The following is a 22,621-nucleotide window of genomic DNA, read 5'->3' as shown; positions in this document are numbered from 1 at the left end:
GCAAGCAGCTTGACGGCGGATGCGACAACTACCTTGACACACACCGCGCGACCAGAAAGGTAACTCGGCTGCCGGGCCGAGACCCGGCGCGGCCTCGCCAGAGAGAAAACGCCACCCACAGCGAAGAGTGGGCCCCGACGTCCGTCGGGGTGACGGGGTGACGGGGCGACGGGGATTCACCCCGGGACAGCAGTGCGCGAGCGCCGCGGTTCCGCGCCGCGCGCGCAAGGGATCACCACCACGCTTCGGTCTGCACCCCCACGCTCGTGCCGGAACGCTTGTCGCCATAGACCTGCTGCAGGCGTTCGCCGCTTCCCCAGGTCTGGTTCAGCACCTGGCGCGCGGCGTCGTTCCACACGGCATGGGTGACAAAGAGGCGGATGGTGGGGCGCGACCACGCATCCGCACCGGCCGAGATGGCGCCGGCCAGCGTGAACTTGGTCATCGAACGGGCCGCGGCCCCGTCGGGTTTCACGCGGTCGGAGCCCAGCTCGGCCAGCACGCGGAAGGGGCCGGTGATGTGGGTGTCGGTGCGGCCGCCGAGGGCGGTCCAGGTGCTGTCCTGGCCGGCGGCGTTCGTGGCCACGCGGTATTCGCCGAGCAGGTCGAAGCGGGTCGACTTGGTGATCGAACCGCTTTGTTGCGCGACCACCCGGCTGTTGCGCACTTCACCCTGGCGGTCGTACTTGACCCCCAGCAGCGTCTCGCCGCCGAGCGTGCCGCCGATCGTCTGGTAGATGCCCAGCGCCATGCCGTCGGACTCGTCGGCGGCCAGCGCCTGCGTCACGCGGTTGCGCGACTTCACCTGCGTGGATGCGGTGGCGTACACCGACAGTTCGCCATTGGGCAACGTCTTGACGTTCGTGAGCCGCAGCGGGATCGACAGGCGGTTGTTCGTGGCCGCGTTCTGCGGGTTGAGCATGACAGCTGCGCTGACCTTGCCGAAGCCGACGTTGATGTCCTCGAGCCCGGCGCCGTCACCGTCGTTCTTTTCGAGGAACTGGTCGTTGATGCCGGTCTGCAGGCGGTTGTAGAAGCGGCGGCCTGCCCACGCCTTGCCACCACCCAGCGCGGCGATGCGGTTGCCGTAGGTGTAGACCTGGCCGAAGCGGGCGATCAGTTCGCTCGTGCCCAGTTCCGAACTGTCACCCCATGCGCGGTAGATCCCCGGCATCACGAGCACGTTCCAGTCGGATCCTTCGAACGATCCGAGCTTGGCGTTGAAGGTGGGCTCGATGGTGTAGTCGCATTCGTTGCCCAGGCGCCATTTGGTGTCGGCGCCCGGCAGGCCGTAGCAGACCTGCGTGCCGCCCCGCGCGTTGATGCCGATGCCGGCCCGCATGTAGCCGGAGTACTCGAGGGTGGCGGCGGTGGCGCCGGTGCCTGCGACCAGGAGGGCCGCGGCGAGGGAGAGGGAGGTGGGTTTCAAGGGGAAATCCTGTAGGACGGGGAAAGCGACAGGCGAACAAGGGCCTCCGGGCCGGCTCGCCTGATGCCGGTCCGGTTGGAAAGAAGCGGGAGGGGTCAGCGCGGGAGCGAGATCGCTCCGACCTGGAAGTCGACGTCGCGGCGTTGCGCGGCCACCGTGGGATCGGCCACCTCGATGGCCACTACTGCCGGCAGCGTGGCCGCGGTGGTGCGGGCGTTGCTGCCGCAGTGGCCTTCGGGCGCAAAGGCCGCCATCGGGATGTCGTAGTCACGCAGCTGCGGTGTCACGGCCTGCATGAACACCGGGTAGCAGCCGCTGGCCAACGTGGCGGCGTCGGTGCCCACGAGACGGACACGCAGGGTCTTGGCCGACGCGGATGCGAGCGAGACCCGCACGGCCGTGTATCGGCTGAGGTCCTGGGCGCCTGACGGTGCGCCTTGCACCGTCAGGCCGATGCCGGCCCACGTGCTGCCCTTGGCCGTGCCGATGAAGCCGGTGACCCGCACCGCGCCAGCGGCCGGGGTGACGGCAAGCAGGCCGGCGTCCCCTGCCTTTTCGGCGTAGTCGAATCCGTCGAACGTCCCACCCTGGACGGTGGTGGCCGCGTTGGTGAACGTGGCGAATGGCTTGGCCGCGGGCGCCGACGGAGCAGGTGCGGGCGTGGCAGCCGCAGGCGTTGGTGCCACGGCCGTCGGGGCCAGCGCGCAGGCACCCAGGCACATGGCAACGGCCCCGGGCAGGGCGAGGAGTCGCATCGGGCGAAGAAGGTGGTTCATGGGAAGACTTCGGTCGAGGGGGAGGGGCACCGGTCCGCTCAACGCGGGCTGGCGATGGAAAGCAGTGCGGCGCCGTTGCCGCGGATGTAGTCGCCGCGCAGGCCCTTGGCCATCGCCGCCCAGGCGGCCTCGCTCGAGGTGATGGCCCAGCTCGTTTCCTTCATCAGGTCGAACCAGGTGAAGGCGCGCACCTGGGGCAGCGTGGCCAGGTCGGCAAACATCTGCGTGATCCACGCGGCCTTGTCCCCGCCGTTCTCCGACGACGCCATCTCGGCGAGGATCACGGGTTTCCTGGGCGCGATGTCGGCAGCGGCGGCCAGCGCATTCCCGAACACATCGCGGAACGGGGTCCACCGCGACCACGACTGGCTCGTGCCGAAGTTGTAGCCGTCGATGCCCACCCAGTCGACCACGTCGTCGCCCGGCCAGGCGAGCTTCGGGGCGTTCCAGGCGCCGGCAGGAGTGCTCTCATTGTTGAAACACCAGACCCACTGCACCTTCCTGGCGCCGGCCGCGCGCATCCGTTCCACCACACGCCGGTAGGCCTTCACGTACAGGTCGGTGGACTGGCCCTGGCGCACGGTGCACCACGGGTACCAGTCGCCGTTGAACTCATGGCCCCAGCGCAGCATGAACGGCAGGTCGAGCGCTGCCGCGGCGGCACCGTACTCGGCGAGGTAGGCGTCCCACTTGCCGGCCACGATGTCTGCCAACGGGATGGCCTCGTTGCGCTCGGCCCAGGGTTCCCACGTGACCTGCGCGGCGATGCCCTGTTGTGCCAGGTAGCGGATCGCGGACTCGGGGAAGGGCGAACCGAAGCGCGTGAACCACATCGCCGAGGCGGGCTTGATGCGGTAGTCGTTCTGGCAGTCGGCCACCACCTCGGTCAGCGCCGCTTCCTTGAACAGGCCGAAGAACACGCCTTGCTGGGCGCTGGTGTTCGTGTCGACGCGAACGGGCAGGGACAAGACGTCCTCGGCATTCGGGGCGCCCGAGCCGCCGCCGGCACAGGCGCCGAGCGGAAGGGCCAGGGCCAGTGCGGTGGCGGCACCGCCGGCGAGCAGCTGGCGGCGGGTGGGATCGCTGGGGAGGTTCGGGGTCATGGAGCAAGTTCCAACGAGATGAAGGCCATGGCGCGAGCCGGCAGGGTCAGCAGGGATCCGGGCGCGAGTTCGGCGACGGGGTCTTCCGCCTCGGCGATGGCCTCGTTGAACCAGCGCACCTGGGTGACGCGGGCAGCGCCAGCGTCGAGTCGCACCGCGCGGGGTTCGGCATGGGTGTTGATGAGGATCACGCCCAGGCGGCCGCCATCACGCGCCGCATGCGCCCACACCAGGGGGTCGTCGGAGCGGGCCGGCACGAAGCGCCCGCTCAGGTCGCCGAGCAGGCGGAAGGCGTAGTGGGTCGGGCGGGGCACACCGCCGGCATCGAGCAGCCCGTGGTACCCGGTGCCCTGGTAGGCGAAGTAGTGCGCCAACGTGATGCCACCCTGCGCCATGCGCAGCGCTGCTTCCACCGACCACAGCGCGTTGGTCTGGTCGGCGAGGAAACGCGGCCGGTCGGTGCGCCATGACAGACCGTATTCGGTCACGCCATACCGCATGGGCCGCTGGTAGCCGAGCGGGTTCGTCGCCGGGCTCTTCCACAGCGCGGTGTAGTCGCGCAGCAGCGTGTCCACCTGCGACACCGACGCGAGCGCATCGGCCTCGGTGCCGTCGCCGCCGGTCGGGTACACGTGCCAGGTGAGCAGGTCCACCACGTCGCCGCAGCGTTTGACGAATGCCTTCACGAAGGCGGTGGCGCCAGGTTCGGCGGCCGACGTGCCGGGTCCGGCCACGAGGGCCTTGGGGTCCTCGCGGCGGATGGCCGCCGCCTGCGCGCGGAAGACGTCGCAGTAGCGGTCGGCGTTCCAGCGCGGGTCACCGCGCACGGTGGCGTACAGGTCGGGCTCGTTGCCGATCTCCCAGTAGGGCACCACCAGGCCCCGCTCACGGGCGAGGCGCACCGCACGGGCGGCATCTTCCGGCTGGTTGGCGGCGGGCCGGTCCACACGGCCTTCGAACACCCGCGTCTGGATCATCAGTTCAGGCTTGCCACGCACCAGCGTCAGCAGGCTTGCGAACGTGTCGAGCGTGGCTTCGTCCATGTCCTGGTCGTCGCCCACGTTGCCGCCGGGGAAGCGCAACGCCCCGGCCGGCACTTCGGCCAGCGCGGCCTCGTGGTCGGCCACGGCCATCCAGTTGCCAAAGTTGAAGCCGCGCAACACCGCCCGCGGCAACGGGGCGCCGACGGCGGCGGGGTCGACCCGGACCGTGACGTCCGCCTGCGCCGGCAGCGCCGCCGCGAGCAGCGCCGCGGCCCACATCACCAGGGATGTCTTCATGTCAGGCCTCGCAGCCGCCATCGGCGATCAGGCGCTGCAACCAGCGGAAGCTGTCCTTCGGCGTGCGTGCGAGCGTCGTGAAATCGACGTGCACGAGGCCGAACCGCTTGCCGTAGCCGAAGGCCCATTCGAAGTTGTCGATCAGCGACCATGCGGTGTACCCGCGCAGGTCGCAGCCCGAACGCAGAGCCCGGTTCAGCGCGATCACGTGCCGATGGTAGTACGCCACGCGCACCGCGTCATGCACCTGGCCATCGTCGGACGGGCCGGTGTTGTCACATGCGCCGTTTTCGGTGATGAACACCGGCGGGTTGCCGTATTCGTCGCGCAGCCACAGCAGCACCTTGTAGAAGGCCTCGGGGAAGATGTCCCAGCCGATGTCGGTCTTGGCGAACCCGGGCACGTTGACCGTGGCGAGGTCCAGCACCGCGTCGATCTTGGCCATTGCGTCGGGCTGCTCGGGGAGCGCGACCGGTGTGTGCCGGGCCATGGCGTAGCTGCCCGTGTAGAAGTTGATGCCCAGCATGTCGGTGGGCATCGAGATGAGTGCCATGTCACCGTCCTGCACCGGCACGTGGGCGCCCAGGCGCGCGTAGTGCGCCTGCAGCGCTTCCGGGTAGCGGCCGTGGTACAGCGGGTCGAGGAACCAGCGGTTGAACCAGTCGAGCCCGCGTTCGCTGGCTGCCACGTCGTCCGGGTGCTGGGAGAACGGCTCGCGCCAGTCGACGTTCGGGGCGATGCCGATCTTGCCGCCCAGCTGGCGCTGGCGGAACGCCTTGACCGCGAGGCCGTGGGCGAGCAGCGTGTGGTGTGCCACGGTGAGGGCCTGCTGCAGGTCGCGTGCGCCGGGGGCGTGGTGGCCCATGGCGTGCGACAGGAACGACACACACCACGGTTCGTTGATGGTGAACCAGTAGGGCACGGTCTCGCCGAACACCTCGAACATCCGGTTGGCGTAGGCGGCGAAGTCGTGGGCGGTCTGCCGGTTGAGCCAGCCGCCCTCGTCGTGCAGGCACTGCGGCAGGTCCCAGTGGTACAGCGTCACCATCGGCGCGATGCCGGCCTCGTGCAGCAGCGCGATCAACCGGCGGTAGTAGGCGATGCCGGCGGGGTTCGTGGCGCCCCGCCCTTCGGGCATCACGCGCGACCACGAGATCGAGAACCGGTACACGCGTGCGCCCATCTGCTTGAGCAGGGCCACGTCCTCCTCGACGCGGTGGTACGAGTCGCAGGCGACGTCGCCGGTGTCGCCGCCTTCCACGCAGCCCGGCGTCCTGGCGAACGTGTCCCAGATGCTGGGGGTGCGGCCGTCGGTGGCCGCGGCGCCCTCGATCTGGTAGGCGGACGTGGCGGATCCCCAGAGGAAATCGGCGGGGAATCGGATGGGCAAGGAACTCATGATGACGGGCTGCGATCTGGAAGGAATGGCGTCACCTTATCGGGCTGTGCAAGCGCTTGCAAGGAGGCTGCCTAGCCGAACTTGCGGATCCCGCCTCAACCGAGGGTTATCGAGGAGCGGCGTGTGGGGCTGGCGCCGCGTTCTTCCGGCGGGGCGATGACAGGCGCTATCATCTGGCGCTTCCCTTTTCCCATCCTCACCGCCCATGGCCTCCAACGTCACCCTGGAAGCGGTCGCGCGCCTGGCCGGCGTGTCGACCAGCACGGTTTCCCGCTACCTCAGCGGCACGCACCCGGTGTCGCCCGACAAGAAGGCGGCCATCGACAGCAGCATCGATCAGCTGAACTACCGCCCGAACCTGGTGGCCCGGGGGCTGGCCAAGGGCCGCACCATGACCGTCGGTGTCATGACGCAGGAAATCCTCAGCTCGTTCTTCAACGAGGCCATGCGCGGCGTGGAGGACGGGCTCATCGGCCACAACTACGAAGCCATCTTCGTGAGCGGCCACTGGGATCCGGCCGACGAGGCCCGCCGCCTGACGTCACTGATGGGGCGCGGTGTCGACGGGGTCGTGCTGATCATGGGCGGCCTCGAAGACAGCGTGATGGCACGCCACGCCAATGGCGTGCCGATGGTGCTGATGGGCCGCCACAGCGCGCTGGAGCAGGTGCACTCGCTCGGCTTCGACCACTACGACGGCGCCTGCCGTGCGGTGCGCCACCTGGTCGAGCTCGGCCACAAGCGCATCGCGTTCATCAGTGGCCCGCCCAGCCGGCTCGACGCCGACGAACGCCTGCGCGGCTACTGCGACACCCTCGCGCAGGCCGGCATCCCGTTCGACGACCAGCTGGTCGCGTCCGGCAACTACGTCGAGCCGGGCGGGGTGACCGCGATGAACATCCTGCTCGATCGCGGGCGTCCGTTCACCGGGGTGTTCGCGGCCAACGACGACTCGGCCTACGGCGCGATGCTCGCCATGCACCGGCGCGGCATCGTCATTCCGCGCGACATCTCGCTGGTGGGCTACGACGACCTGCCGCACTCGTCGTACTGCATCCCGCCGCTCACGTCGGTGCGCCAGCCGCTGCGCGAACTCGGCCGGGAGGCCGCGAACGCCGTCGTCGCGCTGATCGAGGGGCGCCAGCCGCCGCGGTCCGCACTGGCCCGGCTGGAGCTGATCGTGCGGGAATCCACACGCGCGCTGCCGGCCTGACGCCGGTCTAGGGTTCCTACTCACACACCCCCGCGAACGCCCCGATTAGACTTTGCTGCAAGCGCTTGCATGAACTCTGTCATGCGAGGCAGTGTTCAGTCCTTTCAAGGAGCAAGACGTGGGTTTCATCTCGAAAGTGGGTTTCGCGGGTCTGTTGGCATCAGCGGCGGTGGGCGCGCAGGCCGAAACCACGGTGTTGACCGTGGCGTCGTTCAAGGACCTCGACCGGTCCGTGCTGGCGGCCATTCCGCTCTACAAGAAGGTGCGGCCCGACGTGGAGATCAAGCTCGTGTCGCTCGGCTACGGTGACCACCACAACGCGATGACGACGGCCCTGGCCACCGGCGCGAACCTGCCCGACGTGATGGGCATCGAGATCGGCTTCGTGGCGAAGATGGCCGAGGGTGGTGGCGTCGAGGACCTGTCGAAGCCGCCGTACGACGCGGGGGCGCTCAGGCCGAAGTTCTTCCCGTTCGCAAGCGCCCAGGCCACGAGCCGCGGCGGCATCTTCGCCGCCGTACCGGCCGACATCGGCCCCGGCGCCCTGTTCTACCGCAAGGACCTGATGGACAAGGCCGGCATCACCGAAGCCCAGCTGACCAAGTCGTGGGACTCGTACATCGACGCCGGCAAGACGCTGAAGGCCAAGACCGGGGCGTACCTGGTACCGAACGCCGCCACCATCAAGGACATCATCCTGCGCTCCGGCCTCAAGAACGGCGAGGGCATCTACTTCGACGACAAGGGCAAGGTGCTCGTCGATTCACCGCGGTTCGTGCGCGCGTTCGAAACCGCCAAGCTCGCCCGCGCCGCCGGCATCGACGCCAAGGTCGGTGCATGGAGCAACGAATGGAGCGAAGGGTTCAAGCGCGGCACCGTCGCCTCCGAGATGATGGGCGCCTGGCTCGCCGGCCACCTGAAGAACTGGATCGCGCCCGAGACCGCGGGCCAGTGGCGCGCGGCCGGCCTGCCGGGCGGGGTCAGCGCCTCGTGGGGCGGTTCGTTCTACGCGATCCCGAAGGGCGCGAAGAACAAGCCCGCCGCGTGGGACTTCATCAAGTTCATGACCACGAACAAGGAAGTGCAACTGGCCGCGTTCCGTGAACTCGACGCCTTCCCGGCGTTGATCGACGCCACCAACGATGCGTTCGTCGACCAACCGATGCCGTTCCTCGGCGGGCAGGCCGCGCGCAAGCAGTGGAAGGTCGCCGCTTCGGCGATTCCCGCCACCGCGGTGGACCGCTACGACCCCATCGCCGCCGAGGTCGTGGCCGCCGAGTTCGACAAGGTGCTCGAACAGGACAAGGCCGTGCCGCAGGCGCTGGCTGATGCGAAGAAAGCCATCGAGCGCCGCGTGCGCCGCTAAAGACCTGCCGTTCGTTCCCCGATGCCCCGTTCTCCCATGCCCGCTCTTTCCTCTCCTGCGGCGCGGCGGCGCCGCGGCCTGAAGCCATGGCACTACATGCCTTATGTCTTCGTGGCGCCGTTCTTCGTGCTCTTCGTGTCGTTCGGCTTGTTCCCGCTGCTGTTCTCCGCCTACGCGTCCTTCTTCCGCTGGGAGTTGTCGGCGGGTGTCGCGGGCATGAAGTGGGAGGGGTTGGGCAACTACGCGTTCGTGCTGCAGCTCGATGCGCTGCCGTGGCCGCAGTTCTTCAGCGGGGCATTCTGGGCGGAGCTGCACGGCCTCGACTTCTGGCGTGCGCTCTACAACACGTTCTGGCTCGGGGTGGTGTCGGGGTTGCCGCAGCACCTGATCGCGATCCCGCTTGCGTACTTCATCCACATGAAGTTCCGCCGGGCGCGCAACCCGGCCATCGCGATGTACTTCCTGCCCTACATCACCAACACGGTGGCCATCACGCTCGTGTTCTCGTCGCTGTTCTCGCGTGACTTCGGCGTGGTCAACCAGGTGCTCACCGGCCTGGCCCATGCCGAGGTGGGCGGCGTGAAGCTGCTCGCCTGGCTGTTCCCGGCGGAGAACATCGACTGGGGCCGCCCGGAGTACACCCGGCCCATCGTGGCCTTCATCATCTGGTGGCGCTTCGTGGGCTGGAACACGGTGCTGTACCTCTCCGCGCTGCAGACCATCCCGAAGGACCTGTACGAAGCCGCCACCATCGACGGTGCCGGGCTGTGGCAGCAGTTCCGCTACATCACGCTGCCCATGTTGCGCCCGATGATCCTGTTCGCGGTGACGCTCACCATCATCGGCAACCTGCAGCTGTTCGAGGAGCCGTTCATCCTCACCGGCGGGTCCGGTGGCGTGGGCCAGGTGGCCGAGACCGTGGCCATGCAGATGTACAAGGTCGGCCTCACCGACGGTGACTTCGGCACCGCCTCGGCCGTGGCCTGGCTCATGTTCATGGTGATCGCCGCGCTGACGTGGCTCAACAACCGCTACCTCGGCAAGAAGGACTGAACCATGCTCTCGTCATCCCCCTCGATGGCGTCGACCGCCATCGCCTTGCCGACGCCCTTCCAGCGCCGTGCGGCCAAGGTGCTGCGCCGGCCGGTGGCCTGGGTGCCCTACGCCTTGGTGCTGTTCGGCGCCGTGATCATGCTGGTGCCGTTCTACTTCATGTTCGTGTTCGCCACGCACACGAACACCGACATCCTCTCGGTGCCACCACCGCTGTGGTTCGGCGACGCCTTCCTCGACAACCTGAAGGCGCTGGTCGCCGAGCGGCCGCATTTCTGGCGCAGCCTGATGCTGTCGTTGTGGATCGCCGGGGCGGCCACGGCACTCAACCTGTTCTTCTGCTCGCTGGGCGGCTACGGGTTCGCGATGTACGAGTTCCCGGGCAAGCAGATGCTGTTCGGCGGCTTGATGGCCACGATGCTGCTGCCCGCATTCGTCGGGATGATCCCGTTCGTGCTGCTGATGAAGGAACTCGACTGGCTCAACACCACGCGCGCGCTGATCGTGCCGGGGGCCTGTTCCGCGTTTGGCGTGTTCCTCATGCGGCAGTACATCGGCTCGGCCGTGCCGCGCGAACTGGTGGAGTCCGCGCGCATGGACGGGTGCGGCGAGTTCGGCATCTACTGGCGCGTGGTGCTGCCGCTGATCGGGCCGGCGATGGGCACGCTCGGGCTCGTCACGTTCATCGGCGCGTACAACAACTTCGTGGGCGCGCTGCTGGTGATGAGCGACGTCGACATGTTCACCGCACCGCTCGTGCTGCGTTCGCTGCAGGGCACCGGCCAAACGCCATGGGGCGCCATCAGCGCGGGCTCGGCCATCACGGTGCTGCCGCTGCTCGTGCTGTTCATCCTCTATTCGCGGCGCCTCATCGAAGGCCTCACCGCCGGCGCAGTCAAGGGCTGAGAGCCTTCTCCCGCTTCACGGAATCCAAAATCCACCATGACCGATGTTTCACTCCAGCACGTTGTCAAGCAGTATGGCAACGGACCCACCGTGCTCCACGGGATCGACCTCGAGGTCGAGTCCGGCGAGTTCATGGTGTTCGTGGGCCCGTCCGGCTGCGGCAAGACGACCCTCCTGCGGGCCATCGCCGGCCTCGAGGACCTCACCGACGGCCGCATCGTCATCGGCGGCCAGGAAGCGCAAGACCTGCCGCCGGTGCAGCGCGGCGTGGCCATGGTGTTCCAGAGCTACGCGCTGTACCCGCACATGACGGTGGCCGAGAACATGGGCTTCGCGCTCAAGTTCAGCAAGCTCGCCAAGCCGCAGATCGAGGCCGCGGTGATGAGGGCCGCCGAGGTGCTGCAGATCGTGCCGCTGCTGCAGCGCAAGCCCAAGGAGCTGTCCGGCGGCCAGCGGCAGCGCGTGGCCATCGGCCGCGCCATCGTGCGCCAGCCCAAGGTGTTCCTCTTCGACGAACCGCTGTCGAACCTCGACGCGTCGTTGCGGGTGCAGATGCGCATGGAGCTCGCCAAGCTGCACCGCGAGCTGGGCACCACGATGATCTACGTCACCCACGACCAGGTCGAGGCCATGACACTCGGCACCCGCATCGCCGTGTTCAACGCCGGCCGCATCGAGCAGGTGGGGCGTCCCATCGACCTGTACCGTTCCCCGGACAGCCGTTTTGTCGCGGGGTTCCTGGGCTCGCCGAAGATGAGCTTCCTGAAGGCGCAGGCTCGCGCAGACAGCGACGGTGTGGTGCTGAACTTTGGCGACGCGGGCTACGTGCGCGTGGCGGGCAGCGGCCTGCCGCACGGCGAGCTGACGCTCGGGGTGCGGCCGGAACACTTCTCCCTGGGCGAACACGGCAACGGGATCCGTGCCACGGTGGACCAGGTGGAACACCTGGGCGATTGCGACGTTGCGTACGCGCGGGTCGCAGGGCACGCCGAACCCGCTGCCATCAAGCTCGCGAGTGGCGGCCGGCCCCTGGCGGCAGGTGACACCGTGTGGCTGAGGCCCGAGGCAGACAACTGCCACCTGTTCGACGGCGAGGGCCGCGCGGTCAACACACGCTGAGGCCCTGGCGGGCCCGTCACCGAGGACATCCATGAATCCCATTGCCGTACCGGTTGGGGCCCCTCACGCGGCGCTCGCCGTACCTTGCCTGGCCACGCTGGTCGGCGCGGACATGCCCATCGGACCTCCGGCACGCCGTGCTGACGGCCCGGTGCTGCATGCCCACCACATCCGCCGAATGGAGCAGGTGCTCGACTTCGTCGACCTGAACCTGGCGGGTGACCTGAGCCTCGACTGCCTGGCCGGACGCGCTGCGATCTCGCCGTTTCATTTCCATCGCCTGTTCCATGCGTGGACTGGCGAAACCGTCAAGGAGTTCGTGCGGCGGCGGCGGCTGGAAACGGCCGCGGGCCGGTTGCGCCACTGCCGCGACGAGCGGGTGACCGACGTGTCGCTCGGCTGCGGCTTCGCGTCGTCGGAGGCGTTCGCCCGGGCGTTCCGCGATCACTTCGGCATGACACCCACGCAATGGCGCCATGGGGGCTGGGTGAACTGGCGGGTGTCCGCCAACGATGGCTGGGCCGGCGCGCCGTTCCGCATCGACGTCAAGCGCCACGAGGCGATCGAGGTGCTGTACCTGCGGGAGCGGGGCGACTACGCGGTGTCGGCCAAGCCGCTGTGGACCCGGTTCCTGGCGTGGGCCGAGGCGCTGGACGTCACCGGCCAACCGCTGTTGTCGATGGGGGTCGACGACCCCGCCATCACGGCGCCGGCGCACTGCCGGCTCGACGCCTGCGTCCAGGTGCCTCCGGGTTGGGTCGACCCGGGCCTGCGACCGCTGCGCCGCACCGTGCCGGCAGGCCTGTATGCCTCGTTGCACTACACCGGGCCTGCGCGCCACATCGGGCGCGGGTGGGATGCACTGCTCAACGGGTGGTTGCCTCAGTCACCCTACGCGCTCGGCGAGGGCCAGTTCTTCGAGCGGTACGACCGCCAGGTCTCGACCCCGGGCGATGACTGGGTCGACTGCGCGTTGCGCATGCCGGTCCGTGTGCGACCCGGTTGACGGAACGGCCCGCCACGGCGGGCGGTCAGCGACGCTTCGCAAGACCGGTCAGGACACGGCGCGATGGGGTGGGTACAAACGGCGTCCATGTCCCACTGCCGAGCGACCCCATGCCCTTGTTGTTCCGCGCGCTGCGCGTTGCCGGGGCCTCGTGCCTCGTGACCCTGTCGGCCTCCTTCGCGTTCGGCGCCGACCTCCGCTGGGCCGACTTCGTGGCCCCTGCCACCACGTCGGCTGGGGCGCCGGTGAACCCGATCGCGATGTCCGAGAAACCCGGCGACGCGCGGTTCGAATCGCTGTCCGTGTCGGACGGCCTGCTGCAGGTCACGGGCCGGCTCGGTGACGCGTCAGGAAGCCGCTGGCTCACGCTGGGCATGGACGTGGCCGCCAACCCGTTGGCACACCCGGTGGATGCCTCCGCGGCGCGCCAGATGCGCATCCGGCTGGCCGCGGCCACGCCACAGGTGCTGCGCATCCGCCTGAAGGGCCCCGACCGCCGCATCCAGGCCGCGGGTTGTTACCCGGTGATGATGCAGCGCGTGACGGCCGAGCCGCAGGACTACGTGATCCCGCTCGATGCGTTTTCGCCGGAGACCTACTGCGGCGAGCAGGGTGCCTCCGTCGTGCAGACGCTGGCGGCGCTGACCCACGTCGAAGTGACCGTCAACGAACCGTCGGCTCGTCCGTACGTGTTGCGCGTGGGCCGCATCGAGCTGGTGGCGCAGCGGACGACTTCCGCGCCTGTCGGCGAGGCGGTGCAAGCCGCGTCGGCCCCCGTCCGGCAGCGCCCCGCGAAGGCCCCGGAGGCACCCAGGAAGGCGGTTGAGTCGCCCAAGCCCGTGGCCGCGGCAGCGCCGGGGCGCCACGTCGTGTGCGAGCGCAACCGGCTCGGCCTGATGATGTGCTACTGATCGCAAGATCCGCTAGCCGGAAAGCAAGCCGGCCACTGCGGGGCGGGTGAGGCATCGCCACTATGAGACACCCTCACTCGCACCGGAGTTCCCGTGAAACACCCGATCCACAAGGCCACCCAGGCCGGCCTGCTGGCCCTGTTCGCTGCCGTCGCGTTGACGGCCTGCGGCAGCGGCGACGACGAAACCACCCCCACGGCCACGCCGCCGGTGTCCGCACCGCCCGCCGGCACGCCACCGGCTCCGGCTCCGGCACCCGCGACCAGCACACCGTTCGCCACGCCGATGAACAGTACCGACACGAGCGAAGTCGGCAAGGTCGAAACGTATGCGTTCGCCGAGAAATCGAACGAGCAGACGCTGGGGGCGGTGTCGTTCGCGGCCGGCGCCGTCACGTTCGCGACGTCGCTGACCGGTGCGCAGGCCTTTGCCGGCGCGGCCCTGCGCCTGTATGCGCCTAACAACACCGGCACGGCACCGATCACGCCGTTCAATGCCTCCTCGTTCGGCAAGCTGCGCATCGAGCTCAAGTCGAGCACCGACGCCACGCTGACGATCAAGCTGCAGCCGAACCCGGTGGCGGCCGACGGCTGCACGGCCACCGCGCAGGCGCTGGTGAACTCCACGCAATCCGAAGTGGTCATCGACCTCGACAGCACGAGCTTCCCGTTGCCCGAGTACTGCAACGGCGCCGGCAGTGCGGTCGCTGCCGTCAAGGCAGGTGTGTTCTCGGTCGACGTGATCAACAGCGCCGTGTCGGCAGGCGCCCACGACCTGAGCGTCGGCCGCGTCTCGTTCAGCAACTGATCATCCGCGGGGAGGGCTGGCGAAAGGGCGGACACAGCCCTCGTCTCCACGCGGCCGCACGGTGCGGCCGTGTGTTCGCACCACCACATGAGGAAAGACACACGATGAACAAGCTCATCCTGGGCGCCGTCGCGGCGCTTGCCACGGTCTGCGGCGCGGCCGCCCACGCCGCCAATTTCTTCGAGGGATTCGACGGCACCGGCGGGCCCGGCGGCAGTTGGGAGACGGCCAACTGGGCCAACGGCGACATTTTCGGATGCACCTTCGCGTACAGCGAGGTGTGGCGCACCGGCTGGGGTGGCCTGCAGCTGAACGTGAACAGTTCGAACCGGTCCAACGTGAAGTGCGGCGAAGTACGCACGTGGCAGAGCTTCCAGTACGGCAAGTTCGTGACGCGCCTGCAACCCGGCACCATCGAAGGGGGCAACAGCTCCTTTTTCCTCTACACCGGCACGGCGGGCACCGGCAACCACTTCGAGATCGACCTCGAGTTCATCCGCGGCGGCCGCACCTTGCACACCAACGTGTGGACCGGCGGGCGGCAGAACCTCCAGCAGTTCTCCATCGCCACAGGCTGGCGCACCATCGGCTTCGAATGGCGGCCCACGTTCGTGCGCTTCTTCCACGTGAACGATGCCGGGCAGGAGCAGGAGTTCCGGCGCGTGAACACGTCCATCTCCGCCCCGATGCGGCTGATGCTCAACCACTGGGTGGGCAACAACACGCCGAACGCGGTGGGGTTCGTCGGCACGTACAACGGCGGCAGTGGCCCGGCCTATTACGACTGGGTGAGGGTGACCGACTGACGGGTCAGTGGGCCTGCGGCGTGGAGGGGGTCATGACGGGCCATGGGCCTGTCGGTGACCTCTCATGCGGCCAGGGCTGATGCGCCCTGGAGCCGCCTGTCCTCGGACAGCACCCGTGTGCAGTCGGCCACCGGCAGCGGTTTCGAGAAGAAGTAGCCCTGCATCTGGTCGCAGTCGTGCGACCGCAGGAACTGCAGCTGGTCGGCCGTCTCCACGCCCTCGGCCACCACGTCGAGCCGCAGGCTGTGCGCCAGGCGGATGATGGCGAGCGCGATGGACGCGTCGTTGTGGTCGGTGGTCACGTCGCGCATGAAACTGCGGTCGATCTTCAACGCGTCGAGCGGGAAACGCTTCAGGTACGACAGGCTCGAGTAACCGGTGCCGAAGTCGTCCACCGACAGGCGGATGCCGTAGGTCTTCAGCGCCGACAGCGTGCGCGCGGCGGCGTCCGCGTCGGCCATCAGCATCGACTCGGTCAGCTCGAACTCGAGCATCGACGGGTCGCCGCCTTCTTCGGCCACGATGGTGCGCACCACCTCGTCGAGCCCCTTGTCCTGGAACTGGCGGGCCGACAGGTTGATGGCCACCGGTTTCAACGCCAGGCCGTCGGCCTTCCAGCGGGCGAGTTGCCGGCACACGGTGCGCAGCACCCATTCGCCCACCGGCACGATCATGCCGGTGTCCTCGAGGGTCGCGATGAACTCGAGCGGCGGCACCATGCCCCGTTCCGGGTGCTGCCAGCGCAGCAGCGCCTCGAAACCGGTGATCTCGCCGCTCGCGACGTTGACCTTGGGCTGGTAGTGCAGCAGGAACTCGTTGCGTTCGAGCGCGTACCGCAGCTGGTTTTCCAGGCGCAGCCGTTCGCCCGCCTGGTCGTTCATCTGCGGCAGGTAGAAGACGTGGTGGTTGCGGCCACGCTGCTTCGCCTGGTTCATCGCGGTGCCGGCATTCTTGAGCAGCGTGTCGGCGTCATGCCCGTCGTTCGGGAACACGCCAATGCCGATGCTCGCCGACACATGCACGGCTTGGCCGGCGAGCTCGAACGGCTCGGCCAGGGCGGCCATCACCCGCTTGGCGACGGTCGCGGCGTCGTCGGGCTTGGGCAGCACGATGGCGAACTCGTCACCGCCCAGGCGGCCTACCGTGTCGCTCGCGCGGGCGCACGCCTTGAGGCGTTGCGCGGCCTGCGCGAGCAGCGCGTCACCCATCGCGTGCCCGAGCGTGTCGTTGACCATCTTGAACCGGTCGAGGTTCAGGAACATCACGTCCACCCGCCAGTCGTGCCGCTGCGCGTGGGCAAGCGCCTGCGACAGGCGGTCGAGCACGAGGCCGCGGTTCGGCAGGCCGGTCAACATGTCGAACTGGGAGAGCTGGACCAGCCGGCTCTCGGCCTCGATGCGGTCGATCGCGGTGGCCAGCGTGTTGGCCACGCTCTCCAGGAAGTGCACGCTGTCGCCGTTGAACCGCCAGGCCCGCGGCGAGTACACACCGAGCACACCGCGTGGCCCCAACGGGCCCGGGATGGGCACCCCCATGCCGCTGCGCACGTGGTGGCGCTGCAGCAGCGCACACGCACCGGGCAGTTCACCGGGATGATCCGTCACCACCACCGGGGCGTTGGCACGCATCACCTGGGCGCTCTGCGTGAGCCGGCCTTCACCGGCCATCGGGTGGCCCACGTACCCGTCGTCGAACCCGGCACTGGCCGCCAGCACCAGCGCGCCGCCGTCCGGCAGGCGCTGGCTCACCTCGGCGAACTCGATGTGCAGCCCTTCGGCGGCCACGGCGGCGGCACGCTGGAACAGCGTGTCGATGCGGGGCGTGGCCAGGGCCGTCTGCCCGAAGCCCGCGATGAGGCCCTGCTGGCGTGCGGCCCGGCGCACGCCGTTTTCAGCGTTCTTGCGCGCGGTGATGTCGCGCGAGATGGTCACGATCACCCAGCCGTCTGTCGTGCGCAATGCGCGGCGGCGGATCTCGGCGTAGACGCGTTCGCCATCGTCGCGGCCGTGGGTCCATTCGACGGGTTCCACCGCTTCGCCCGCGGCGATCACACCGTCGTAGACCGCTTCGAGGCCGCTGCGGTCGGTCAGCAGCGCGCGGGCGGGGCCCATGGCCATCAGCTCCGCACGCGTGCACTGGCGCAGGCGGCAGGCGGCGTCGTTGACGTCGATGAACCGCATGGTGGCGCGGTCCACCAGGTAGATGGCGTCGGACGTGGTTTCCATCGCGGCACGGAACCGCGCGAGGGCCTCGTCGCCGGTGTCGAGCGCGTCCACGTCGTCGAGGATCAGCAGCACCCCGTCGATGTCCCCGTGGCGGAAGCGGCTGGCGCGCGCCATGACACGCACACCCGGCATCGGGCTGATGCACGTGGACACGTTGCCCTGCGGCGCCAGCATCAGCGCCTGCAGGCGCGCGGCGAGGGCAGGGTCCGGGCAGTGGTCGGCGAAGCGGCTGCCCTCCACGCCCCACGACACCCCGGCGGCCGCGCGCCAGGCCCGGTTCGTGTGGCGCAGCAATCCGTCGCCATCGATCAGGCACACCCGGCCGGGCAGCGCGTCGAGCATCGCGCCGGCCACGGACGGGTCGGGTGGGGTCGGGGGGGAGAGGGAAAAAAGGGGGGGCTGGGGCACCGCAGGATTCTCCCGGCTGGCAGGGAGCCCGGGCGCGCGGGCATTGCCCACAACGTCACAAATGTTGCGCGCGGGTTGACGGACGGGCCCGATGGCCGCCAGGCGGGTTCACTCCTCGTCGGCCACGACCCGCAGGGACAGCCGGCGTGCGCCGTGGACCTCGGTGGTCACCGTGATGCGCAGCGGCTCCCCGAGCGGCACCTTGCAGCGCACGCGGTAGTCGAGCGAATCGGGGCCTTCGGGGTGGGTGGGCACGCGGCGCACCCACTGCTGCGCACCGTTGAGCAACAGGCGCATCTCGTGCCAGGGGGCGTCGTGGCCGGGCACGGCGCGCACCGCGCAGTCGGCCCACACCTCGAACGTGCGGTCGCGTTGGGCGTGAGGCGGGATGTCGAGGTGGGCCACACCGGTGTCGCCGGCGTCGGCTTCCCAGTGTTCGAGGCGTTGGGTGCTGCTGTTCACGTGAGCGCGGAGGAATGCGATGGGCGGCCATGATAGGCACGACGATTGTCCCGCGCCGCCGCGAGGACATCGGCGAGAATGACGGCTCGATGCGCACCCTCCACGCCACCCGCTACGTCACGCCGCTGCGCGAGGGCGGTTCGTTGCCCGCCATCGTCGAAGCCGACGACGATGGCCTCTATGTGCTCAAGTTCCGCGGCGCGGGGCAGGGCCCCAAGGCGTTGATCGCCGAGCTGCTGGCCGGCGAGATCGGCCGGGCGCTGGGCCTGCCGGTGCCCGAGATCGTGTTCATGGAACTCGATGCCGAACTGGCCCGCACCGAACCCGACCCCGAGATCCAGGAACTCATCCGCGCGAGCGGCGGACTGAACCTGGCGCTCGACTACCTGCCCGGCTCGGTCACGTTCGACCCGCTGTCCGACCGGCCCGATGCCGACCTGGCCTCGCGCATCGTCTGGTTCGACGGGTTCGTGACCAACCTCGACCGCACGCCGCGCAACGCCAACCTGCTGATGTGGCACCGCCGGCTGTGGCTGATCGACCACGGCGCGTCGCTGTACTTCCAGCACCAGTGGGGCGACCCGCTTCAGATGGCCGCGAAACCCTTCGCCCTCATCAAGGACCACGTGCTGCTGCCCTTTGCCGCGCGCCTGTCCGACGTGGACGCCCAGGCGCCGGCGCTGCTCACCACGGCCACGCTGGAGGCCATCGTCGACACCATCCCCGACACCTGGTTGCACCACGATTCGCCGTTCCCCGATCCGGCGGCCCACCGCCGGGCCTTCGTCCAGTATTTCCAGCGCCGGCTTGCCGCGCCGCGCGCCTTTGCCGAGGAGGCCCTCCGTGCCCACGCCGCTGCACACGTATGACTACGCCATCGTGCGGGTCGTGCCACGGGTCGAGCGCGGCGAGTTCATCAACGCCGGTGTGATCGTGTCGTGCAAGACGGCGGGTTACCTGCAGGCCCGCGTCGAGTTCGACGCCGCGCGGTTTGCCGCGCTGGCGCCCGGCGTCGATCCGCACGACATCCGCGCCGCCCTCGAGAGCATCCCTGCCATCTGCGCAGGGGGCGATGGCGCGGGCCCGTTGCGGCACCTGTCGCCGCGCGAGCGGTTCGACTGGCTCGTGGCCCCGCGCAGCAGCAGCCTGCAGGTGTCGCCGGTGCACACGGGCCGGTGCCCTGACCTGGCCCTGGCGCTCGACAAGCTGTTCGACCGCATGGTGCGCGTGGCCGGGTGAGCGCCTCGCCATGGCCATCGCGGCGCGACTGAGACGCTGGGCGAAGGCGCTCAAGGCCGACGCGGTGACGTTGTGGTTCGCCGCCCGCCACCCGGACACCCCCTGGTACACCAAGGCCCTCGCGGTGCTGGTGGTGGCCTACGCCTTGAGCCCCATCGACCTGATCCCGGATTTCATCCCGGTGCTCGGGTACCTCGACGACGTGATCCTGCTGCCGGCCCTGATCTGGCTGGCCATCCGCTGGTTGCCCGAGTCCGTGCGCGTGGATTGCCGCGCCCGTGCGGCGGCCTGGATGGCCGCGCGCGGGGCCCGGCCCACGAGCCGCGTGGGCATGGTGCTGGTCGTGGCGCTGTGGTTGGCCGCAGGCGTGGGCCTGTGGTGGGTCATCCGGCCGTGGTTCGGCTGACGGCCGTGGCCTCGATCTCGATGGCCATGCCGTCAAGCGCCAGCCGCGGCACAGGGATCAGCGTGCACGCGGGCGCCGGCCGGCCTTCGAACCGCTCGCGCAGGGCGCGGCTCAGCACCGCGAGCCGGTCTTCGGTGTGGTCCACCACGAGCACGGTGAACTTGATCACGTCGTGCAACGTGGCACCCGCCGCGGCCAGGGCCGTGACGAGGTTGTCGAGCGCCTGGTCCACCTGGTCGGCGAACTCGGCGGGCAGCGACCCGTCGGCGAGTTCGCCGCCCTGGCCCGCGATGAACACCCACCGTGGGGAACCTTGCACCACGGCCACGTGCGAGTAGCCGTTGGCGGTGGGGTTGTAGAGGCCGGGCGGGTTGATGAAGGTGAGGTGAGACATGGGGTGGTTGGCAGTGGAGACGAGCCCACTGTGCGACCTCAAGCCCGGTTGAGGTCAACCGGTTCGCGCAGATTCCCCCACGGCCACCGGGGCCGTCGAGCGGGTGCGCCGCACCGCCAGCGCGGCCATGCCGGCCAGCATCAGCGCCCATGACGCCGGTTCGTCCACCGGGGGCGCCACGGCCCCGAACTGGAATGACAGCACGTCGATCGATGCGGCCAGCGCCGCAGGCGACGAGGCAAACGACGCGCTCATCCACGACACCGTGCGACCGTCGATCGCGAGGGTGCTGAAGTCCGACGGGTCGAACAGCCGGTGGTCGAGGGAACCGAAGGTCAGGATGGCCCCATCGAAGCGGGGCTGGTAGCTCGTGAGGAACGACACCGATTGCAGCGGGTCGTCGGCGATGGACACGACACCGGGCGCATCCACCTGGTCGGGGCCGGCCAGGAACGAGAACCGCTCGCCGCCGAGGTCGAACACGATGCGGGCGGACGGGGGCGCCACGCCCGACCCCTCGCCCCAGGGCGCGGTGGGGATCTCCAGCGCGAAGGTGCCTGTCACCGGCACATCACCGCCGGCGCTGCGCCCCATGGCCTGGGGCGACACATGGGCCACCCCGGTGAAGGCGCCGTGGACGGCGATGGCGGCCGCCGGCATGGCGGGCACGCTGGCGAGCAAGGCGATGGCGAGGCAACGGCGTGTCATGGGGGGTCCTGTCGATGCAATCGGGGTCACGGTCGGGCAAACAGCCCCGGGCGCGCAGGCCGCGCGCCGCTCCGGCATGATGCTGGCCGCCCGTCCTGAATGCCACCCCCATGATCTCTCCCTTCCTGCGCCTGGCGCTGGTGCTCGGCCTGCTGTCGGCCATCGGTCCGTTCGCCATCGACATGTACCTGCCGGCGCTGCCCGCCATCGGCAACAGCCTCGGCGCCGACGTCGGCGCCGTGCAGCTGAGCCTCACCGCGTTTTTTGCTGCCGTGTCGGTGAGCCAGCTGGCGTACGGCCCCGCCTCCGACCTGTTCGGCCGCAAGGCCCCGCTTCTTTTCGGGCTCGTGCTGTTCACGCTCGCCAGCGTCGGCTGTGCGCTGGCGCCCAACATCCACACGCTCGTGGTGTTTCGTTTCGTGCAGGGTCTCGGTGCCGGCGCCGCCATGACCATCCCGCGTGCCGTGGTGCGCGACGTGCACACCGGCAACGATGCGGCACGCCTGATGTCACTGCTGATGCTCGTGTTCAGCGTGTCGCCCATCCTCGCCCCGCTGGTGGGCAGCTTGGTGGTGGACGCGGCCGGCTGGCGCGGCATCTTCTGGTTGGTCACCGGCGCGGGGGTTGCCGGGCTCGCGCTGCTGGTGTTCGTGCTCGATGAAACCCGCCCGGCTGCCGACCGCGCGGCCAGCACGTGGCGCGGTTCGGTGAGCGCCTACGGCCGCCTGATGCGCGACCGCCACTTCCTCGGCCTCACGTTCATCGGGGCCTTCGGCATGGCGAGCTTCTTCGTGTTCCTCGCGAACTCGTCGTTCGTGATGATCAACCACTACGGGCTGTCGCCGCGCCAGTACAGCGTCGCCTTCTCGATCAACGCGGTGTCGTTCATCGGGGCGTCGCAGCTCACCGGCTGGTTCGCGCAGCGGTTCGGCCTGCACCGCACCGTGCGGGGCGCGGTGGTGGGGTTCACGGCCACGATGGTGTTGCTGCTCGTGGTGTTCACCGCGGGCGTGGATCGCCTCGACGTGCTCGCCGCGCTGCTCTTCGCCGGGTTCGGCTTCCTCGGCCTCGTGATCCCCGCCACGTCGGTGCTGGCGCTCGAGGACCACGGCGAAATCGCCGGTGTGGCGTCGGCGCTGATGGGCACGCTGCAACTCGTGACGGGCGCCATCGTGATGGGCTTCACCGGCCTGTTCCTCGACGGCACCGCGTTCCCGATGGTGGCGGGCATCACGTTCTGCGCGATGGTCGCGATGGGCTTCACGCAGCTGACCCTCGCGGGCTTTCGCAGCCCGGTGCCGCAGGTCAGTGGCTGATCATCCACGGGCGCCTGGCCGGGAACGCCTGCCAGTCAATACACGCCGAAGCGGGGCGGTGTTTGCCCGGATGTAAGGTCTGACAGTGCCGGCATCGGCGCCGGACAACGACACTGGCGTCGCTGAAAACGCTTTCAAAAGCAAAGCGGTGTCACCGACACACCAGGAGACGCGACATGAGAACGACCCCGGTTTCCGTTCGCCGAATCGCCCACCCGCTGCCTGCGGCCATGAATGCCGAAGGGCGGCGCACCGCAAGTCCTCGGCATCGTGTCTTGCCCTGTTGTGA

General features: G+C 69.2%; 22 protein-coding genes. 13 read left to right on the top strand and 9 right to left on the bottom strand.

The genetic code is table 11. The annotated features are described in order from the left end of the window. Window positions 1-232: 232 nt before the first annotated feature. The 5 genes from ASC87_RS18430 to ASC87_RS18410 all read right to left on the bottom strand — a co-directional run bounded on the left by ASC87_RS18430 (window position 233) and on the right by ASC87_RS18410 (window position 5,987). Window positions 233-1,429: a carbohydrate porin gene (locus ASC87_RS18430; protein WP_056665302.1), complete on the bottom strand. Its 1,197-nt coding sequence runs from the start codon at window positions 1,427-1,429 to the stop codon at window positions 233-235. A gap of 95 nt (window positions 1,430-1,524) precedes the next feature. Next, window positions 1,525-2,205 (bottom strand): hypothetical protein, encoded by a 681-nt coding sequence (locus tag ASC87_RS18425; RefSeq protein WP_157604119.1) that lies wholly within the window; start codon window positions 2,203-2,205, stop codon window positions 1,525-1,527. A gap of 38 nt (window positions 2,206-2,243) precedes the next feature. After that, window positions 2,244-3,308, bottom strand: a complete 1,065-nt coding sequence (locus ASC87_RS18420) for a glycoside hydrolase family 26 protein (protein WP_056665297.1) — start codon at window positions 3,306-3,308, stop codon at window positions 2,244-2,246. Continuing rightward, window positions 3,305-4,588 (bottom strand): hypothetical protein, encoded by a 1,284-nt coding sequence (locus ASC87_RS18415; RefSeq protein ID WP_056665295.1) that lies wholly within the window; start codon window positions 4,586-4,588, stop codon window positions 3,305-3,307. The genes ASC87_RS18420 and ASC87_RS18415 overlap by 4 nt, the downstream gene beginning before the upstream one ends. A gap of 1 nt (window position 4,589) precedes the next feature. Further along, window positions 4,590-5,987, bottom strand: coding sequence for a GH1 family beta-glucosidase (locus ASC87_RS18410; protein ID WP_056665293.1), 1,398 nt, complete (start codon window positions 5,985-5,987; stop codon window positions 4,590-4,592). A 205-nt stretch (window positions 5,988-6,192) separates the two neighbouring features. On the opposite strand from ASC87_RS18410, the gene ASC87_RS18405 reads away from it, so the two are divergent. From ASC87_RS18405 to ASC87_RS18365, 9 genes are all read left to right on the top strand, one after another. Continuing rightward, window positions 6,193-7,200 carry a LacI family DNA-binding transcriptional regulator gene (locus ASC87_RS18405; RefSeq protein ID WP_056665291.1) on the top strand — a complete coding sequence of 336 codons (1,008 nt, stop codon included), beginning with the start codon at window positions 6,193-6,195 and terminating at the stop codon, window positions 7,198-7,200. 118 nt (window positions 7,201-7,318) lie between these two features. Then, entirely contained in the window at window positions 7,319-8,566 is a 1,248-nt protein-coding gene (locus ASC87_RS18400) for an extracellular solute-binding protein (RefSeq protein ID WP_056665342.1), read from the top strand. Window positions 8,567-8,602: 36 nt separating this feature from the next. Further along, window positions 8,603-9,619 carry a carbohydrate ABC transporter permease gene (locus ASC87_RS18395; protein ID WP_200954408.1) on the top strand — a complete coding sequence of 339 codons (1,017 nt, stop codon included), beginning with the start codon at window positions 8,603-8,605 and terminating at the stop codon, window positions 9,617-9,619. A 3-nt stretch (window positions 9,620-9,622) separates the two neighbouring features. Continuing rightward, a complete protein-coding gene (locus ASC87_RS18390) occupies window positions 9,623-10,525 on the top strand; it encodes a carbohydrate ABC transporter permease (RefSeq protein WP_235582204.1) in 903 nt (300 codons plus the stop codon). A 36-nt stretch (window positions 10,526-10,561) separates the two neighbouring features. Beyond that, window positions 10,562-11,644, top strand: a complete 1,083-nt coding sequence (locus ASC87_RS18385) for an ABC transporter ATP-binding protein (RefSeq protein WP_056665287.1) — start codon at window positions 10,562-10,564, stop codon at window positions 11,642-11,644. 31 nt (window positions 11,645-11,675) lie between these two features. After that, a complete protein-coding gene (locus ASC87_RS18380) occupies window positions 11,676-12,650 on the top strand; it encodes a GyrI-like domain-containing protein (RefSeq protein ID WP_082568729.1) in 975 nt (324 codons plus the stop codon). Between the two features lie 110 nt (window positions 12,651-12,760). Next, on the top strand, window positions 12,761-13,561 hold the full coding sequence (locus ASC87_RS18375; RefSeq protein ID WP_056665282.1) for a hypothetical protein: 801 nt from the start codon (window positions 12,761-12,763) through the stop codon (window positions 13,559-13,561). A 93-nt stretch (window positions 13,562-13,654) separates the two neighbouring features. Continuing rightward, complete coding sequence (locus ASC87_RS18370) at window positions 13,655-14,368, top strand: hypothetical protein (protein WP_056665280.1); 714 nt, start codon at window positions 13,655-13,657, stop codon at window positions 14,366-14,368. Window positions 14,369-14,472: 104 nt separating this feature from the next. Beyond that, entirely contained in the window at window positions 14,473-15,174 is a 702-nt protein-coding gene (locus tag ASC87_RS18365; protein WP_056665277.1) for a family 16 glycosylhydrolase, read from the top strand. A gap of 62 nt (window positions 15,175-15,236) precedes the next feature. Here the strand turns inward: ASC87_RS18365 and ASC87_RS18360 are convergent, their stop codons facing one another. Both ASC87_RS18360 and ASC87_RS18355 read right to left on the bottom strand, forming a co-directional pair. Continuing rightward, window positions 15,237-17,807 (bottom strand): EAL domain-containing protein, encoded by a 2,571-nt coding sequence (locus ASC87_RS18360; RefSeq protein WP_157604118.1) that lies wholly within the window; start codon window positions 17,805-17,807, stop codon window positions 15,237-15,239. A 108-nt stretch (window positions 17,808-17,915) separates the two neighbouring features. Next, on the bottom strand, window positions 17,916-18,269 hold the full coding sequence (locus ASC87_RS18355; protein ID WP_056665273.1) for a hypothetical protein: 354 nt from the start codon (window positions 18,267-18,269) through the stop codon (window positions 17,916-17,918). An 89-nt stretch (window positions 18,270-18,358) separates the two neighbouring features. On the opposite strand from ASC87_RS18355, the gene ASC87_RS18350 reads away from it, so the two are divergent. Genes ASC87_RS18350 through ASC87_RS18340 form a run of 3 tightly spaced genes read left to right on the top strand, consistent with a single transcriptional unit; the run spans window position 18,359 to window position 19,914 of the window. Further along, window positions 18,359-19,138: a HipA family kinase gene (locus ASC87_RS18350; protein WP_056665337.1), complete on the top strand. Its 780-nt coding sequence runs from the start codon at window positions 18,359-18,361 to the stop codon at window positions 19,136-19,138. After that, window positions 19,113-19,508 carry a DUF3037 domain-containing protein gene (locus ASC87_RS18345; RefSeq protein ID WP_235582203.1) on the top strand — a complete coding sequence of 132 codons (396 nt, stop codon included), beginning with the start codon at window positions 19,113-19,115 and terminating at the stop codon, window positions 19,506-19,508. The genes ASC87_RS18350 and ASC87_RS18345 overlap by 26 nt, the downstream gene beginning before the upstream one ends. A gap of 10 nt (window positions 19,509-19,518) precedes the next feature. After that, window positions 19,519-19,914: a YkvA family protein gene (locus ASC87_RS18340; RefSeq protein ID WP_056665271.1), complete on the top strand. Its 396-nt coding sequence runs from the start codon at window positions 19,519-19,521 to the stop codon at window positions 19,912-19,914. Here ASC87_RS18340 and ASC87_RS18335 read toward each other — a convergent pair. Then, on the bottom strand, window positions 19,892-20,308 hold the full coding sequence (locus ASC87_RS18335) for a RidA family protein (protein WP_056665270.1): 417 nt from the start codon (window positions 20,306-20,308) through the stop codon (window positions 19,892-19,894). The two genes, ASC87_RS18340 and ASC87_RS18335, sit on opposite strands and share 23 nt — an antisense overlap. A gap of 54 nt (window positions 20,309-20,362) precedes the next feature. Further along, window positions 20,363-21,016: a hypothetical protein gene (locus ASC87_RS18330; protein ID WP_056665268.1), complete on the bottom strand. Its 654-nt coding sequence runs from the start codon at window positions 21,014-21,016 to the stop codon at window positions 20,363-20,365. A gap of 110 nt (window positions 21,017-21,126) precedes the next feature. Here ASC87_RS18330 and ASC87_RS18325 point away from each other — a divergent pair, with 110 nt between their 5' ends. After that, complete coding sequence (locus tag ASC87_RS18325; RefSeq protein ID WP_056665265.1) at window positions 21,127-22,332, top strand: multidrug effflux MFS transporter; 1,206 nt, start codon at window positions 21,127-21,129, stop codon at window positions 22,330-22,332. Window positions 22,333-22,621: the final 289 nt, after the last annotated feature.

Origin of the sequence: Rhizobacter sp. Root1221, from assembly GCF_001425785.1 — a bacterium.
Classification (GTDB): domain Bacteria; phylum Pseudomonadota; class Gammaproteobacteria; order Burkholderiales; family Burkholderiaceae_C; genus Rhizobacter.
Note: the sequence above shows the minus strand (reverse complement) of the source record. Positions and strands in the feature narration are given on the sequence as shown.